The sequence below is a fragment of the Pelistega sp. MC2 genome (genome assembly GCF_900099475.1).
GTDB classification, from domain to species: Bacteria; Pseudomonadota; Gammaproteobacteria; order Burkholderiales; family Burkholderiaceae_B; genus Taylorella; species Taylorella indica.
In genome coordinates, this window is record NZ_LT628275.1 from 62,841 (window position 1) to 78,024 (window position 15,184).

Annotated in this window: 15 protein-coding genes; 5 read left to right on the forward strand and 10 right to left on the reverse strand. The window is 39.3% G+C overall.

Going from position 1 to position 15,184, the window contains the following annotated elements; translation table 11 throughout:
* Nucleotides 1-6: 6 nt before the first annotated feature.
* The 5 genes from lnt to miaB all read right to left on the reverse strand — a co-directional run bounded on the left by lnt (nt 7) and on the right by miaB (nt 5,579).
* On the reverse strand, nt 7-1,653 hold the full coding sequence (gene lnt, locus BQ4443_RS05825; RefSeq protein ID WP_071058348.1) for an apolipoprotein N-acyltransferase: 1,647 nt from the start codon (nt 1,651-1,653) through the stop codon (nt 7-9).
* A 4-nt stretch (nt 1,654-1,657) separates the two neighbouring features.
* A complete protein-coding gene (locus tag BQ4443_RS05830) occupies nt 1,658-2,557 on the reverse strand; it encodes an HlyC/CorC family transporter (protein ID WP_023951804.1) in 900 nt (299 codons plus the stop codon).
* A 126-nt stretch (nt 2,558-2,683) separates the two neighbouring features.
* Nucleotides 2,684-3,139, reverse strand: a complete 456-nt coding sequence (gene ybeY / locus BQ4443_RS05835; protein WP_071058349.1) for an rRNA maturation RNase YbeY — start codon at nt 3,137-3,139, stop codon at nt 2,684-2,686.
* A gap of 5 nt (nt 3,140-3,144) precedes the next feature.
* A complete protein-coding gene (locus BQ4443_RS05840; RefSeq protein ID WP_023951809.1) occupies nt 3,145-4,155 on the reverse strand; it encodes a PhoH family protein in 1,011 nt (336 codons plus the stop codon).
* Nucleotides 4,156-4,160: 5 nt separating this feature from the next.
* On the reverse strand, nt 4,161-5,579 hold the full coding sequence (gene miaB, locus BQ4443_RS05845) for a tRNA (N6-isopentenyl adenosine(37)-C2)-methylthiotransferase MiaB (protein WP_071058350.1): 1,419 nt from the start codon (nt 5,577-5,579) through the stop codon (nt 4,161-4,163).
* A 233-nt stretch (nt 5,580-5,812) separates the two neighbouring features.
* Between miaB and BQ4443_RS05850 the strand changes: the two genes are divergently transcribed.
* Nucleotides 5,813-7,078, forward strand: a complete 1,266-nt coding sequence (locus tag BQ4443_RS05850; protein ID WP_071058351.1) for an esterase-like activity of phytase family protein — start codon at nt 5,813-5,815, stop codon at nt 7,076-7,078.
* A 179-nt stretch (nt 7,079-7,257) separates the two neighbouring features.
* Here the strand turns inward: BQ4443_RS05850 and secF are convergent, their stop codons facing one another.
* The 5 genes from secF to queA all read right to left on the reverse strand — a co-directional run bounded on the left by secF (nt 7,258) and on the right by queA (nt 12,859).
* Nucleotides 7,258-8,199 (reverse strand): protein translocase subunit SecF, encoded by a 942-nt coding sequence (gene secF, locus BQ4443_RS05855; protein ID WP_071058352.1) that lies wholly within the window; start codon nt 8,197-8,199, stop codon nt 7,258-7,260.
* Nucleotides 8,200-8,232: 33 nt separating this feature from the next.
* The gene (gene secD / locus BQ4443_RS05860) at nt 8,233-10,128 is read right to left on the reverse strand and encodes a protein translocase subunit SecD (protein ID WP_071058353.1); all 1,896 of its coding nucleotides are present in this window, start codon (nt 10,126-10,128) and stop codon (nt 8,233-8,235) included.
* Nucleotides 10,129-10,245: 117 nt separating this feature from the next.
* Complete coding sequence (gene yajC / locus BQ4443_RS05865; protein ID WP_023952311.1) at nt 10,246-10,593, reverse strand: preprotein translocase subunit YajC; 348 nt, start codon at nt 10,591-10,593, stop codon at nt 10,246-10,248.
* A gap of 61 nt (nt 10,594-10,654) precedes the next feature.
* Entirely contained in the window at nt 10,655-11,794 is a 1,140-nt protein-coding gene (tgt, locus tag BQ4443_RS05870) for a tRNA guanosine(34) transglycosylase Tgt (RefSeq protein WP_071058354.1), read from the reverse strand.
* Nucleotides 11,795-11,803: 9 nt separating this feature from the next.
* A complete protein-coding gene (queA, locus tag BQ4443_RS05875) occupies nt 11,804-12,859 on the reverse strand; it encodes a tRNA preQ1(34) S-adenosylmethionine ribosyltransferase-isomerase QueA (RefSeq protein ID WP_023952309.1) in 1,056 nt (351 codons plus the stop codon).
* Nucleotides 12,860-13,113: 254 nt separating this feature from the next.
* On the opposite strand from queA, the gene upp reads away from it, so the two are divergent.
* The 4 genes from upp to BQ4443_RS05895 all read left to right on the forward strand — a co-directional run bounded on the left by upp (nt 13,114) and on the right by BQ4443_RS05895 (nt 15,010).
* Nucleotides 13,114-13,752 carry a uracil phosphoribosyltransferase gene (upp, locus tag BQ4443_RS05880; RefSeq protein WP_031274782.1) on the forward strand — a complete coding sequence of 213 codons (639 nt, stop codon included), beginning with the start codon at nt 13,114-13,116 and terminating at the stop codon, nt 13,750-13,752.
* A 180-nt stretch (nt 13,753-13,932) separates the two neighbouring features.
* On the forward strand, nt 13,933-14,244 hold the full coding sequence (locus BQ4443_RS05885) for an ElaB/YgaM/YqjD family protein (protein ID WP_071058356.1): 312 nt from the start codon (nt 13,933-13,935) through the stop codon (nt 14,242-14,244).
* A 15-nt stretch (nt 14,245-14,259) separates the two neighbouring features.
* On the forward strand, nt 14,260-14,688 hold the full coding sequence (locus BQ4443_RS05890; protein WP_071058357.1) for a phage holin family protein: 429 nt from the start codon (nt 14,260-14,262) through the stop codon (nt 14,686-14,688).
* Nucleotides 14,681-15,010 (forward strand): hypothetical protein, encoded by a 330-nt coding sequence (locus tag BQ4443_RS05895; protein WP_023952300.1) that lies wholly within the window; start codon nt 14,681-14,683, stop codon nt 15,008-15,010. Before BQ4443_RS05890 ends, BQ4443_RS05895 begins: the two co-directional genes overlap by 8 nt.
* The last annotated feature ends 174 nt before the right edge of the window (nt 15,011-15,184 follow it).

Here is a 15,184-nt window from a genome sequence, read left to right on the forward strand (position 1 = left end):
AGGGAGTTATCTTACCTCTAACGCTAAATATTTGTCAAATACTTTTCGGCGTAGCGCCATTAATAAAATCCCGACAATAATAATTAAAATCCCTTTATTACCTAAGCGTGAATATAATGTGAGTCCCTCTGTTCCTTGAACCATCACATCTAAAACACCTGCTGAGTGATAAGGAAGAATAGCAACCACATCACCATTAGCATTGATATGAGCAGTAGCACCTGTATTGGTAGCACGTAACATAGGGCGAGCTGTTTCTTGGGCACGCATACGAGCCATTTGTAAGTGTTGACCTAATGCAGAGCTATCGCCAAACCAGGCTAAATTGCTAACGTTAAAAAGGATATTTGCACCTGGGTTAAGATTTTCAGTATCTCCAAATTTGACTTTATGGGGATATAGAGCAGGTAATAACTCTTCTCCAAATACGTCTTCATAGCAAATATTAGCTGCAAAAACATGGTTATCAACGATAAAGTTTTGCTGACGTTTTTCGCCACGATTAAAGTCTCCCATTGGAATACCTATCGCTTCAACAAACCAACGGAAACCATAAGGAATGAACTCCCCAAAAGGGACTAGATGTTGCTTGTCATAACGAGGAACACCATTTTGTTCATATAGGCGATTGATATCTGTTTGTCCATTGATGAGTAGCATACTATTTGCCACATATGGACTACCGTCAGAAGGGTTTTTAGCTAAATAAGGTGTACCAATAAAGAAATCTGCATTGAGCTTTTCTGCTTCGTGGCGGATATGTTCCCATAATTCAGGGGCTAAGTTTGATTGATAGCCAGGAATGATAGTTTCGGGAAAAATAACAACTTTAGGTGGATGTTGAGTATCTGCTGGGGGTAAATTGGCTAATTCAAAATGGCTCATTAAGCTATTAAGCATATTGGCAGGATTAAATTTATCATGCTGATTAATATTACCTTGTACCAAACGCACAGAAATTGGTGTGCCAGTAGGGTGACTCCAATTTAGCTGATGCAAGCCTATACTACTTATTATAGTAATCGCTAATAGTGCAACAATCACAGGAATAGAGGCTTTTTTTAGGGGGGCTTCAGATTGTGTGCTAGAGTTTTTTCTTTGATAGAGAGCAAGCGCTAATAGAGCTGCACATAAAGCTGCCATAAACGCTACGCCATATGCGCCTAAAATAGGTGCCCAAGTTGCCAAAAATCCATCTACATGAGCATAGGCAATAGTTAGCCATGGGAAACCTGTAAAGATAGTTGCTCGTAACCATTCACCGAGTGCCCAAGTCGCTGCTATTAAAAAAACAGTGAAAATGCTTGGGCGATTTATGGGGGTAAAAAAACGAAAGATTGCTGCGGCTAACATGGGGTAAATGCTCAAGTAGGCAGAAAGTAAAAATACCGCAGCAGCAGCTAAGGGAGGTGCAAGATTACCATAGGTGTTCATGCTAATAAATAACCAGTAAATACCAGCACAGAAATGACCAATGGTGAAAACAAATGTTCTCATCAACACTTGTTTAATAGAAGTACTACTTAGCCAATAATAAAATAAAATGGCTAGTGTAAAAATTTCAATATAGCTCAATAAATAAGCAGGTATTACGCTAGCAGAGAAGCTTTGAGCATGAATAATACCTGCAATAAGTAAAATGATCCAAGGCATACTATTAGGATTCTTGTGGTTGAGGAGATGGTTGTGCTCGTCGAATATGGATCCATTGAGCACGTTTTTCATCGGCACGAAGAACTTTAAATTTAAAATGGTGGAATTCGTAGGTGTCACCACGTTTTGGGATATGGTCTAACTCAGCAGCTAACCAACCACCAATTGTGTCATATTCGTCTTCTGGAATGTTGGCATCAATGGTTTCGTTTAAATGTTTAATGGAACTAACACCCATAACTCGCCAACTGTTTGCTGACTCGGGGAAAATCGTTTGTTCGGCGTCTTCATCGTATTCATCTTCGATATCGCCAACAATCTGTTCGAGTAAGTCTTCCATGGTGACTAAACCAGTCAGGCTACCATACTCATCAATAACAATTGCAATGTGATTGCGGGTGGTTTTGAATTCTTGCATGAGATTGTTTAATGCTTTTGTCTCTGGGACAAAATAAGCAGGGCGCACAAGTGAGCGTAGACTTTGTTCTGGGTTTATGACATAGCGCAATAAGTCCTTAGCTAACAATAAGCCGATAATATTATCTTTTTCTACTTCATAAACAGGGAAACGAGAATGCGCTGTTTCAATGATAAATGGCACAATCTCACTGATAGGCTGATTAATATCAATACAGTCCATTTTTGAGCGAGGTACCATAATATCGCTAGCGATTTTTTCGCTAAAAGAAATAGAGCCTAAAATCATGTCATAAGCATCTTGATCGATGATGCCTTTTTCATGGGCGCTATTGAGTAATTCATTAATATCTTCGCGATCCTCAGGCTCATGCTGTAGACTAAATAAGCCTTTTACTTTTTGAGAAAGACGACGAGCTAACGAATGTTTGGCCGATGTTTTTAAGTCCGAATCAGGGGCCGCGGACGGATAAGGTTCAGTGGACATCTTTGGACGTCAAGTTAAGGAATAAATAGAATAACCTAAAAATATGAAAAATTGGTTAAAAATTTTTAACTTTACATTAATTGTATGTAGATATCATTAAAAATCATATGGATAATTTGGCTTATTTTATGTCTCATAAGGGTTAGGAAATCCTATATCGGCTAGAATCTTCGCCTCTAGTGCTTCCATTTCTTGTGCATCAGCTTCTTCGATATGATCATAGCCTAGTGCGTGTAGAACTCCATGGATAACTAAGTGTGCTGCATGCTGTTTAAGCGTTTTATGCTGCTGTTGAGCCTCTTGTTTTAGTATAGGGACACAGATAATAATGTCTCCTCTAACGGTATCTAACTCATCAATGCCATATTCAAACGTTAGCACATTAGGGGCATAGTCTTTTTCTCGATAAGCTTTATTGAGGGCGATTGCTTCTTCAGTATCTACAAAGCGAAGGGTGAGTTCAGCCACGTCAAAAGCAACGTCTTGATGTGCTGCCTTAGCAGCGCGTAATGCCCATGCACGCAATTGTTGGCGGCTTAATTCGGGTATAGCAACAGTATATTGAACGGTAAATTGCAACATAATGATTATCTAGTAGAAGAATCTTTTTCGTGGTTTTCGTAGGCATCAATAATACGAGCGACTAAAGGATGTCGGACAACATCTTTACTGGTAAAACGACTAATCTGGATGCCTTGGATATTTTGTAAAATACTTAACGCATGTGCTAAGCCACTCTTTTGTCCTTTGGGGAGGTCGATTTGACTTGGATCACCCGTGATGACAGCCTTACTACCAAATCCAATACGAGTTAAAAACATTTTCATTTGTTCTGGTGTCGTATTTTGAGCCTCATCTAAAATCACGAATGCATGATTAAGTGTACGACCACGCATATAGGCAAGAGGGGCGATTTCAATCGTTTGTTTTTCGAAGAGTTTTTGGACTTTTTCAAAACCCATTAAATCATACAATGCATCGTAGAGAGGTCGTAGATAAGGGTCAACTTTTTGTGCTAAATCACCAGGTAAAAAGCCTAATCGTTCACCTGCTTCAACAGCAGGTCGTGTCAGAATAATGCGTTGTACATTATCACGCTCCAAGGCATCAATAGCACAAGCTACGGCTAGCCATGTTTTACCCGTACCGGCAGGTCCCACGCCAAAGGTAATATCGTTGCGTAAAATATTTTGTAAATAGTTTTTTTGGCGAGGAGTGCGAGGACGTAAATCGCTTTTACGAGTGCGTAGATGAAAAACCTCGTTTTCATCGGTGAGAGAGGGTAATTCTACATCTGACTCAGTATTCTCAGTTGTTTTTTTCTTCTCAAACTTTGCTTTTAGTTCAACTAGCCCTAATTGAATATCGTCCACAGATAGTGCCGTATGACGTGCACGCATGAAGAAGACTTCAATTGTGTTAGCAGCAGCTTGAGCATTTTTACCCTCCACTAGGACACGATTACCATTGCGACCGATATGCACATCCCAAGCAACGGCAATTTGGCGTAAATTTTCGTCCAAAGGTCCTAGAAAATTAGCGAGATGGGTGTTGTCTCCATCAAGCATAACAGAGATAGATTGTTGTTTATTAGTCATCCTGTTTAGTCTTTGTGAACGACTTCGCCACGTAAAGAGTTTGTGTAGACTGCCGTGATTTTTACATCAATCATTTGACCGATAAGACGATCGCCACCTTGGAAATTCACAATACGGTTGTTTTCGGTGCGTCCCATGAGTTCATTGCTATCTCGACGAGATTTACCTTCTACCAGAATACGTTGGGTGGTACCAAGCATTTTTTCACTAATAGCCTTAGCCTGCTTATTAATTTGTGCTTGTAAACGTTGCAGACGTTTTAGTTTGACATCATAAGGCGTATCGTCGTGTAAATCTGCTGCTGGTGTGCCAGGACGACGAGAGTAAATGAACGAGAAAGAGGTATCAAAATTGACATCTTCAATCAATTTCATGGTTGCCTCAAAGTCCTCATCTGTTTCGCCAGGGAAACCTACAATGAAATCCGAAGATAAGGTTAAGCCAGGACGAGCTGCATATAATTTACGCACAATAGATTTAAATTCAAGCGTAGTATAACCACGTTTCATGGCAGCTAGTACACGATCAGAGCCTGCTTGAACAGGTAAATGCAAGAATGGAACTAATTTAGGTAACGTAGCATGGGCATCAATTAAGCGTTTTGTCATCTCTTTAGGGTGAGATGTGGTATAACGAATTCGCTCAATACCAGGAATTTCATGAATATATTCTAACAGCATGGCGAAGTCTGCAATTTCCCCTGTTTCTTTCATCACGCCACGATAAGCATTTACGTTTTGCCCTAATAAATTGACTTCTTTAACGCCTTGGTCAGCTAAATCGGCTACCTCAACTAAAACATCTTCAAATGGACGAGAGATTTCTTCACCGCGAGTATACGGTACAACACAGTATGAACAATATTTACTACAACCTTCCATAATAGATACAAAGGCTGTTGGTCCATCAACACGGGCTGGTGGTAATGCATCAAATTTTTCGATTTCAGGAAAACTGACATCAACCTGAGCTCGACCAGTCGCTTCTTTTTGATCGATTAATTGTGGTAAACGATGCAATGTTTGTGGGCCGAATACCACGTCCACATAAGGTGCTCGTTGAATAATCGTGGCGCCTTCCTGACTAGCCACGCAACCACCTACACCAATGACGAGATTAGGATTTTTCTTTTTAAGTAGATTCATACGACCTAAGTCAGAGAATACTTTTTCTTGGGCTTTTTCACGAATGGAGCAAGTGTTTAATAGAATAACATCAGCTTCCTCAGGGTTTTCTGTTAGCTCTAAACCCTTTTCGGCATTGAGAATATCGGCCATTTTTTCAGAGTCGTACTCATTCATTTGGCAGCCAAATGTTTTAATGTAAAGTTTTTTGGCGCCTTCTGGAAGAATGACTTGTTCGCTTTCGATTGGTGTGGTTTGTTGAGTGGTCGCGCCTTCGCGCTTAATAGATAATTCTTGCATAATAGATGTACCGTAACGGGTTTTTCCCGGGGGTAAAGTTTAAAAGCGTTATTGTACTCGGTTTATTAAGTAAAAATAGCTATCTTTTTGTTTTAAAACAAAAAAATGTTTAGGGCTTTAACTATATTTGAGAACGTTAAGTATAAAAAATTAATTGTCATTGAATAGTCATATCCACATCATAGAATTAATCACTTTTTATTAAGTATTTCTTGTCTATTCAAAGGATTATTATGTTCGCACGTTATTTATTACCATCGTTGTTAACGCTTGCCTGTTCATCTGCAATGGCTGGTTTCAGCCATATTCCAGCGGAAGGTACAGCATTACCTTTTTCTGTACTGACTATGATTGATAATGTTCCTATTCATCACGGTGGTTATGGTTCTGCTGCTGCCGCTGATCCTAAAAATGAAAATCGTTTTTATGCGATGACAGATCGAGGCCCTAATGCAGATAGCCCAAATAAAAATGAGAAAATTTTTCCTACCCCAGATTACCAACCAACCATTGGCTATTTCGAAGTCAAAAATGACGGCTCTATTGTATTAATCAAAGAAATTAAATTTCATACAGCAGAAGGAAAGCCAATTACGGGATTACCTAATTCTAAAGGCTATGGATCAACTGGTGAAATTGCCGTCGATATGAAAGGTAATAAAGTAGGTACGGATGATAATGGTATTGATTCGGAAGGTTTAGTGGTCATGGATGATGGTTCATTCTGGGTGTCAGATGAATATGGTCCACATATTGCCCATTTTGACGCTGAAGGTAAACAATTAGAGCGTATTTCACCTTTGGGCATGAAATCTAATACGGGGAAATTGGCGTTACCTGCGGTATTGGCTAAACGTCGTGCGAATAGAGGGATGGAAGGTCTTACTATATTGCCTGACGGTAAAACGTTAGTGGGTATCATGCAATCAACGTTATTTAATCCTTCAAAAGATGAGGTTAAAAACAAAACCTTAACTCGTATTGTGACGCTAAATTTAGAAACCGGCGCAAGTCAACAATATTTATATCAACAAGATAAAGCTGATTATGCTAACTCAGAAATTTTGGCGATTGATGATAAACATTTTTTAGTTGATGAGCGAGATAGTGAGTTTGATGGCAGTAAAAAAGTTTATTTAGTAGATATTTCTGAGGCAACGGATGTATCTGGTGATGTAGCTTCTGAAACTGGTTTACTTGTTGACGGTAAAACCCTAGAGCAAACAGAATGGGACGCATTGGAAAAAGCTGGTATTAAACCAGCACAAAAGAAAGAACTGTTAAGCCTAACAAAAGATGTTAAAGGTGGATATGGGCATGATAAATTTGAAGGAATGTTCTTTACTGACAAATCTCGTACCCATTTAGCCGTGATTAATGATGATGACTTTGCGATTGCTCCTGTAGGGGATAAGAAAGCCGGAATCAAAATTAAGACATTACCTAATCAAAAAGTAGATAGTAATATGCTCTATGTATTACCTATCTCACTTAAATAATATCTATCTTTTAATTGTTCGGTGGTGAGTTTGATTAACTCACCGTCTGGATGATATTGAGGAATAGCTGATTAGGGATAAAGATAGAATAAAAAAACGGTGGATATGAAAATATATCCACCGTTTTTATTTGATGCCATTTTTTAGTAAACGGCATCTTAATCTAGCAGAGTGATTAATTAACCCTCAAGAAGTTCTGCCGCAGGATCTTCTTTTTTCGGTGCTTTGACCATATCCTCTCGTTTAATACCTAACCACATAGCGATGGCAGCAGCAACAAATACTGAAGAATAAATGCCGAACCAAATACCAATGGTTAGTGCTAGTGCAAAATAGTGTAAGGTTGGACCACCAAAAAATAGCATTGCTAAAACCATCATTTGTGTTGAGCCGTGAGTAATCACTGTACGGGAGATAGTTTGAGTAATAGAGCTATTAATCACTTCAATAACAGAGGATTTGCGTTGTTTGCGGAAGTTTTCACGGATACGATCCATAATCACTACCGATTCGTTGACTGAATAACCTAATACCGCCAATACGCCGGCAAGTACAGCTAGTGAGAACTCCCATTGGAAAAAGGCAAAAAAACCGAGAATAATCACTACGTCATGCATATTGGCAAGTACACCAGCAATAGCAAATTTCCACTCAAAACGGAAAGCTAGGTATACACAGATACCAACAATCACAAAGATAAAAGCATTAAGTCCATTACTGTATAGCTCATGGCCGACTTGAGGACCGACAAATTCTACACGAGTTAATTTAACAGAGCTATCTTGTTGCTGAAGCGCTGAAAGAATTTGCTGGCTTTGTTCAGCAGAGCTTTTGCCTTCTTGCAAGGGTAGGCGAATTAACACGTCTTCAGAGGTACCAAAGTTTTGTACTTGGAAGTCTGAGTAATTCAATTTACTGATTGCGCCACGGATTTTTTCTAAATCAGCTGTTTGAGCATATTTAGCTTCAATTAAGGTACCACCTGTGAACTCAATGGATAGGTTAAAGCCACGAGTTGCAATGAAAAATACCGCTAATAGAAAGGTAATTGCACTAATAATATTGAGTACAAGTGCATGTTTCATAAACGGTATGGTTTTATGAATTTTAAATAATTCCATTTTATTTCCTAAAAACCTAACATCACTACGGTATTAATCAGTTGTTTCTGTGTTGGCAGAGGTGCTTGGTTTCCACACGGTACCAATAGAAATTGATTTAAGTTTTTTCTTACGACCGTACCAAAGGTTAACTAGCGCTCTCACACCCACAACAGCAGAGAACATTGACGTTAAGATACCAAGACAGTGAACCACAGCGAAACCACGGATAGGACCAGGACCACTAAATGCTAATAGTGCAAGACCTACAATCAGCGAGGTGATGTTAGAGTCAAGAATAGTACCCCATGCTTTATCAAAACCAATATTAATGGCTTGTTGAGGAGAAAGACCTTCTCGTAACTCCTCACGGATACGCTCATTAATCAGTACGTTAGCGTCAATTGCCATACCTAATGTTAAGGCAATTGCGGCAATACCAGGCAAGGTTAATGTCGCTTGTAATAATGATAGTAAAGCAAGTAATAGTAAGACGTTAAACATCAAACCTATAGTCGAGAAAATACCGAAAATATGATAATAAATAATCATAAAGACAGCGACCATCATAAAGCCATATAAGGTTGATTTAAAGCCTTTTTGAATATTCTCTTCACCTAGGCTAGGGCCAATAGTACGCTCTTCAATAATTGACATTGGAGCAGCTAAAGATCCAGCACGTAGTAGTAAGGCAATATCTGCTGCTTGTGTAGGCGTCATCGAACCTGAAATCTCCACTTGACCATTAGGAATTTCAGAACGGATAACAGGAGCGGTAACTACCTGACCCTTACCATTTTCAAATAAGACAATTGCCATGCGTTTGTTAATATTATCGCGAGTTACATCACGGAAAATACGCGATCCTTTGCTGTCCAACGTTAGATTAACAGTAGGTTGCTGACTTTGTTGATTACGTCCAGATTGCGCATTTTCAAGATTCTCACCAGTGAGTAATACTTGTCGACGTAATAAAATCTCACGACCATCACTATCTTTAAATTTTTCTAAACCAAAAGGAACAGTTCCAGAAGATAGCGCCGTAATTGCTGACGGTGAATCATCCACTAAACGTAATTGTAATGTTGCCGTACGCCCAAGAATATCTTTGGCTTTTGCCACGTCTTGTACGCCTGGCAGTTGTACAACGATACGATCAGCCCCTTGTTGTTGAATAACCGGTTCAGCAACACCTAGCTCATTAATACGATTGTGTAGCGTAACGATGTTTTGGTGTAATGCTGTATTTTGTACACGAGTAATTTCAGTTGGATTGATGGTTGAATTTAAAATGAATTTACCATCAGCGGATGTCACTGTTGAGCGTAATTCAGGCAATCTTGTTCGAATTAAATCTTGTGCTTTGGTTAAAGCATCTTCTGTCGCAAACGTAGAGGTAATTGTTTGACCAGCACGGTTAATGCTATCTACAGCAATTTTTTGGTCACGAAAGAGGGTGCGTAACTCATTACTAAGAGAGTCATAACGTGTCTCTAAAGCACCTTGCATATCAACTTGTAAAAGGAAATGCACACCGCCACGTAGGTCAAGACCTAGGAACATGGGATGAGCCCCAATCTTACTTAGCCAGTCAGGTGAGGCAGGTAGCAGATTCAAGGCAACGACATAGTCAGGCTCTGCAGGGTTTGTATTAAGTGCTTTTTCAATGGCAGATTTTGCTTGTAATTGAATACTAGGTGATTCTACACGTACGCGAATAGTGCCGACTGACCCATTGACTTGTAGCTGAGAGCTAGTAAAAGGAATATTGTTTTGTTTGAGAACTTGTTCTACACGAGACAGCATAGACTCATCAATTTTACGAGCCACATTTGCACTTGAAATTTGGACAGCTGGAGCTTGCCCAAAAATATTAGGAATCGTGTAGAGAATGCCAAAAATTAAGGCAACAAGAACGATTAAGTATTTCCAGAGAGGATAGCGATTCATACCTAGCCGCAATAAAAAATAAAATCCAGTTGGATAGAAAATACGGTGAACACAACGATAATGCCCACCGTAACCATTAAAAGAGGCTAAGAAATCAGCCCCTTGGATAGCAAAAAATTATAAATCTTTGATAGTGCCTGTAGGTAATACGGTAGTGACAGCTACACGTTGACATAAAATTTCTACTGATTGTCCGTTTTGTTGAGCTACTTCAATAGCGATATAGTTATCAGTTACACGAGAAACTTTACCAAGTAAACCACCTGCTGTAATTACCTCATCACCTTTTTTTAATCCTTCTACTAAGGCACGGTGCTCTTTTTGACGTTTCATTTGTGGGCGAATCATTAAGAAATAAAGCACCACAAACATCAGAATGATAGGCAATAAGCCTGCTAAAGTACCACCAGCACCAGCATCTGCAGCTTGACCTAGAGATAATTGGATTAAGTCATTTAATAACATGTATTGCTCCGTTTTTACAATTAAATTTTTGAAATTCCACTATATTGTAGCCGTTTATCGACTACTCTATGCCTTTTGCCCTATCTTTATGAAATTGTTCTTTCCATGCTTCAAAGTTACCATGCTCTATGGCATCGCGCATTTCTTGCATAATTTGTAGATAGAAAGCCAAATTATGTAGGGTGTTTAAGCGAGCACCGGTAATCTCATTGGCTTTTTGCATATGGTGCAAATAGGCACGAGAGAAGTGTTGGCAAGTATGGCAATGGCAAGTAGGATCGAGTGGGCGAGTATCGTCCTTATAACGAGCATTACGAATTTTAATATCGCCAAACCGTGTGAACAACCAACCATTACGTGCGTTACGAGAGGGCATAACACAGTCAAACATATCAATACCTTGGGATACACCATAGACTAAGTCTTCAGGTGTTCCTACCCCCATTAGGTAACGGGGAGCATTTTCAGGTAGTTTATGGGCGAGATGGTTTAAGATACGTTCCATATCTTCTTTGGGCTCACCAACCGATAAACCTCCGATGGCATAGCCATGAAAGCCTATATCTGTTAAACCTGCAAGTGATTCGTCACGCAAATCTTCAAACATTCCCCCTTGAACAATGCCAAAGAGGGCATTAGGGTTGCCTAGTGCATTAAAGGCATCTTTAGAGCGTTTTGCCCAACGTAATGACATACGCATTGATTTGGCCGCTTCTTCATGAGTGGCAGGACGATCACCAATTTTATAAGGTGTACATTCGTCAAACACCATCACAATATCAGAATTGAGCGAACGTTGAATACGCATAGATTCTTCTGGTGTGAGGAATAATTTGGCGCCGTCAATAGGAGAGGAAAATCTTACGCCTTCTTCTGAGATTTTGCTACGCAAGTCACTCAAACTAAATACTTGGAAACCACCTGAGTCAGTCAGTATCGGCTTATCCCATTGCATAAACCCATGCAATCCATTGTGTTTATCGATAACATCTGTACCTGGGCGTAACCATAAATGAAACGTATTACCTAGAATGACTTGAGAGCCAATTTCTTTTAATTCGTGAGGAAGCATGGCTTTAACGCTACCATACGTCCCTACAGGCATAAACATAGGCGTTTGTACCGTACCATGATTGAGCGTCATGCTAGCACGGCGTGCTTTACCCTCTGTATTGATTAAATTAAAACTAAGTCCAGACATAATTATTATTTAAAAAGTAGGTTCAATAAGCATCGCATCGCCATAACTGAAGAAACGGTATTTTTGTTCAATGGCATATGCATAGGCTGCACGCATATTGTCAATACCGATAAAGGCTGATACGAGCATTAATAAGGTGGATTGAGGAAGATGGAAATTAGTTAATAAGCCATCCACCACTTTGATATCAAAACCAGGCGTCATAAATAGACGTGTGTCGCCACGATGAGGTTTGGGAATACGTTTGCCTTCAATAGTTCCGGCTTGGATAGCGGCAGATTCTAGTGCCCTGACGCTAGTTGTGCCAATAGCAAAGACTCGCCCCCCAAGATCACGGCAGTGTTTAATAGCGGCGACGGTTTCTTCAGAAACTTCGTACCATTCTGCATGCATGATATGATCACTAATCTTATCTACGCGTACAGGTTGAAATGTACCAGCACCCACATGTAATGTCACAAAAGAGGTATTAATGCCTTGCTGCTTTAGTGTTTCTAGCATTTGCTCATCAAAGTGTAAGCCAGCCGTGGGGGCAGCTACAGCACCTACAGGACTGGCATAAACAGTTTGATAACGTTCTGAATCTTGCTCATCTGCCGCATGTTGAATATAAGGTGGCAGAGGTAATGAGCCATATTGGTCTAGCGTTGTGAGTATATCTACCGCAAACTCTACCCCAAATAAATCGTCTTGACGACCTAGTACGGTGGCCTCTATGGCATTAGCAAAAATAATCTTACTACCAGGTTTTGGTGATTTACTGGATTTTATATGCATCAGTGCCTGAGTAGGCGTTAGGATGCGTTCGACTAATCCTTCAATTTTTCCACCACTTTCTTTTGTGCCAAATAAGCGAGCTTTAATGACTTTTGTGTTGTTAAAGACAAGCAAATCATTGGGTTTTAAAAAAGAGGGTAAGTCTATGAAATGATGGTCGTGCCAATGACGCTGAGCATCAATACGTAGCAGACGACTTTGCGTTCTCTGAGCTGTCGGCTTTTGGGCAATTAATTCTGTAGGCAACTCATAATCAAAGTCAGCCAAGTGCAAATTTGGATCTATCATCAAAGTGTTTGGTACAAACGAAGCAAAAACAAAGCAATCATTATATAAAATTCTAGATGCTCACTTTTAATACTTTCTTTCCAAGAATAAATAAATTGTTATAGACATCATTCTAAATATGTAAAGAAAGACGATGAATAGGGTTGATTTCTATTGATTATCTTGTCAATTATTCTTCGCTATTACTATATTCAAATGCTGTTTACATGCTAGAATTTAGGAAGTTATTGATGTGGTTTATTTTTGGAGTTTTAATGGCTATTCAAGAAATCCAACACCCTTTGGTTAAGCACAAAATGGGTCTTATGCGTAAAGCGGAACTAAGCACAAAAAGCTTTAGAGAATTAGCACAAGAAGTGACTACTTTATTGACTTATGAAGCCACCAAGGATTTTGAGCTAGAGGAAACAACAGTTGAAGGCTGGTGTGGTGAAGTCAACGTACAAAAAATTGCAGGTAAAAAAGTGACTGTAGTCCCTATTTTAAGGGCAGGCATTGGTATGCTTGATGGTGTACTGAACTTAATTCCTGGTGCAAAGGTGAGTGCTGTAGGGATAGCTCGCAACGAGGAGACACTAGAGGCGGGAACTTATCTCAAAAAACTAGTGGGAGAACTAGATCAGCGTTTGGCGTTAATTATTGATCCGATGCTAGCAACTGGGGGGTCTTTAATTGCGACTATTGATATGTTAAAGGCTGCTGGCTGTAAAGAGATTAGAGCGTTGACATTGGTATCAGCACCAGAAGGTATTGCAAAAGTGACAGCAGCACATCCTGATGTCGATATTTATACAGCCGCCATTGATGAGCGTCTTAATGAAAATGGCTATATTATTCCTGGTTTAGGCGATGCCGGTGATCGCTTATTTGGTACTCGTCAAAAAGAAGATTGATTTGGTTCAAATCCTGCTGTGACTAATAGTGCTAATATGTAACAAAATTCGAATAATACTTGTTTTTTTTACATTCGGCCCTATTATAGAAGTACAGCAACGATAATTTAATTTGCTTTTAGCTTTAAAAAATAATTGAGTTAATTGTGCTTCATTTTAAATTTTATAAAGGAGATTGATATGGCAACCCGTAAAACATCGACAGAAGAAGAGTTATTAGCTCATTTGCGTAAGACAGTAGAGGATGCTGAGGAATTGTTAAATCAAGCATCAAAAGCTGGCAATGAAAAAGCTGATGAACTTCGTTCGCGTGCTAAGCAGCTTTTGAACTCTGTACAAGAGGGTTTTGAAGAGAAGAAAGAAGAAGTTGTCGAGCGTACTAAAGAGGCTGTTAATGCCACAAATACGTATGTCTATGATAATCCATGGCGTGCTGTAGGAGCAGTGAGTATTGCGGCATTATTACTAGGTATTATCATTGGTCGTAAATAAGTCAATGAGAAGCTTATGAGCTTACAACGAGATTTTGCTTATTTAGTGAGTAGTTTGGCATCGTTTAGCGAAACGCGTGCCAAACTATTCGCCGTGGAATTATCACAAGAAAAAACTAGAGTTGTTTCAACGATAATTCTTGGCGTCGTGGCATTCTTATTTGCCGTGTTTGCCGTACTAGCATTAAGCGTAGCTGTGGCAGTGTATTTTTGGGATACACCTTATAGACATACCGCTGTTTGGGGAATGTTTTTTGCTTATTTATTGATATCAGCTATTTGTATCATTTGTATGCGAAAAAATAGTTTTAGTACAAAGCCTCCATTTAAGTACACCGTAGCAACTCTCAAAGATGATATTGCGACGTTTAAATCCAATCACCCTACAGATGCTGTCGTAGTAGCAGAGCGATTAACAGAAAAAGAGGGAGAGAGCCATGTCTAATCATGATGAAGACTTAGCATTGCAGGCTTTACTCACTAAAGCGCATATTGATCGCTTACAAGTTAAAGCAGATTGGCATCATCTAAAGCAGGGACTAACACCTGAAGCAATCAAGTCAAATGTTCTTAATACAAGTGCAAATGTGTTTGCTGATATGATGCCAAAAGCTAATAGCGTTTTTCACTATTTACAAAAATACCCCGGTTTAAGCTTAGGTATTGCTAAGACGTTATTAAGATTAACAAAAGTAGATAATGCCATTATTCGGACATTAGGATTAGGTGCGGCTTCTTGGTTTATTTATAATCGATTTAAGAAGTAATTTGCTTTGAAAACGTGATGTATTAATGTGCTTAGGGCTGTCGTCTGTATTTAACAGATTGCAGTCTTTTTAATTAGGTATTCAGGGATGTATTTCTACCAGATATGCTTTGCGTTAAATGTTAGCTATTTTGAAAAATATTCTTTAGGGATTTTTCATCAAAGTGTGTTTGGC

What these genes read in the sequence shown, in the direction of transcription:
- BQ4443_RS05885 (WP_071058356.1), top strand. Translation starts at nt 13,933, where the DNA reads ATGGCAACCCGTAAAACATCGACAGAAGAAGAGTTATTAGCTCATTTG.
- queA (WP_023952309.1), bottom strand. Translation starts at nt 12,859, where the DNA reads ATGATAGATCCAAATTTGCACTTGGCTGACTTTGATTATGAGTTGCCT.
- BQ4443_RS05850 (WP_071058351.1), top strand. Translation starts at nt 5,813, where the DNA reads ATGTTCGCACGTTATTTATTACCATCGTTGTTAACGCTTGCCTGTTCA.
- yajC (WP_023952311.1), bottom strand. Translation starts at nt 10,593, where the DNA reads ATGTTATTAAATGACTTAATCCAATTATCTCTAGGTCAAGCTGCAGAT.
- upp (WP_031274782.1), top strand. Translation starts at nt 13,114, where the DNA reads ATGGCTATTCAAGAAATCCAACACCCTTTGGTTAAGCACAAAATGGGT.
- ybeY (WP_071058349.1), bottom strand. Translation starts at nt 3,139, where the DNA reads ATGTTGCAATTTACCGTTCAATATACTGTTGCTATACCCGAATTAAGC.
- BQ4443_RS05890 (WP_071058357.1), top strand. Translation starts at nt 14,260, where the DNA reads ATGAGCTTACAACGAGATTTTGCTTATTTAGTGAGTAGTTTGGCATCG.
- BQ4443_RS05840 (WP_023951809.1), bottom strand. Translation starts at nt 4,155, where the DNA reads ATGACTAATAAACAACAATCTATCTCTGTTATGCTTGATGGAGACAAC.
- tgt (WP_071058354.1), bottom strand. Translation starts at nt 11,794, where the DNA reads ATGTCTGGACTTAGTTTTAATTTAATCAATACAGAGGGTAAAGCACGC.
- BQ4443_RS05830 (WP_023951804.1), bottom strand. Translation starts at nt 2,557, where the DNA reads ATGTCCACTGAACCTTATCCGTCCGCGGCCCCTGATTCGGACTTAAAA.
- lnt (WP_071058348.1), bottom strand. Translation starts at nt 1,653, where the DNA reads ATGCCTTGGATCATTTTACTTATTGCAGGTATTATTCATGCTCAAAGC.
- secF (WP_071058352.1), bottom strand. Translation starts at nt 8,199, where the DNA reads ATGGAATTATTTAAAATTCATAAAACCATACCGTTTATGAAACATGCA.
- BQ4443_RS05895 (WP_023952300.1), top strand. Translation starts at nt 14,681, where the DNA reads ATGTCTAATCATGATGAAGACTTAGCATTGCAGGCTTTACTCACTAAA.
- secD (WP_071058353.1), bottom strand. Translation starts at nt 10,128, where the DNA reads ATGAATCGCTATCCTCTCTGGAAATACTTAATCGTTCTTGTTGCCTTA.
- miaB (WP_071058350.1), bottom strand. Translation starts at nt 5,579, where the DNA reads ATGCAAGAATTATCTATTAAGCGCGAAGGCGCGACCACTCAACAAACC.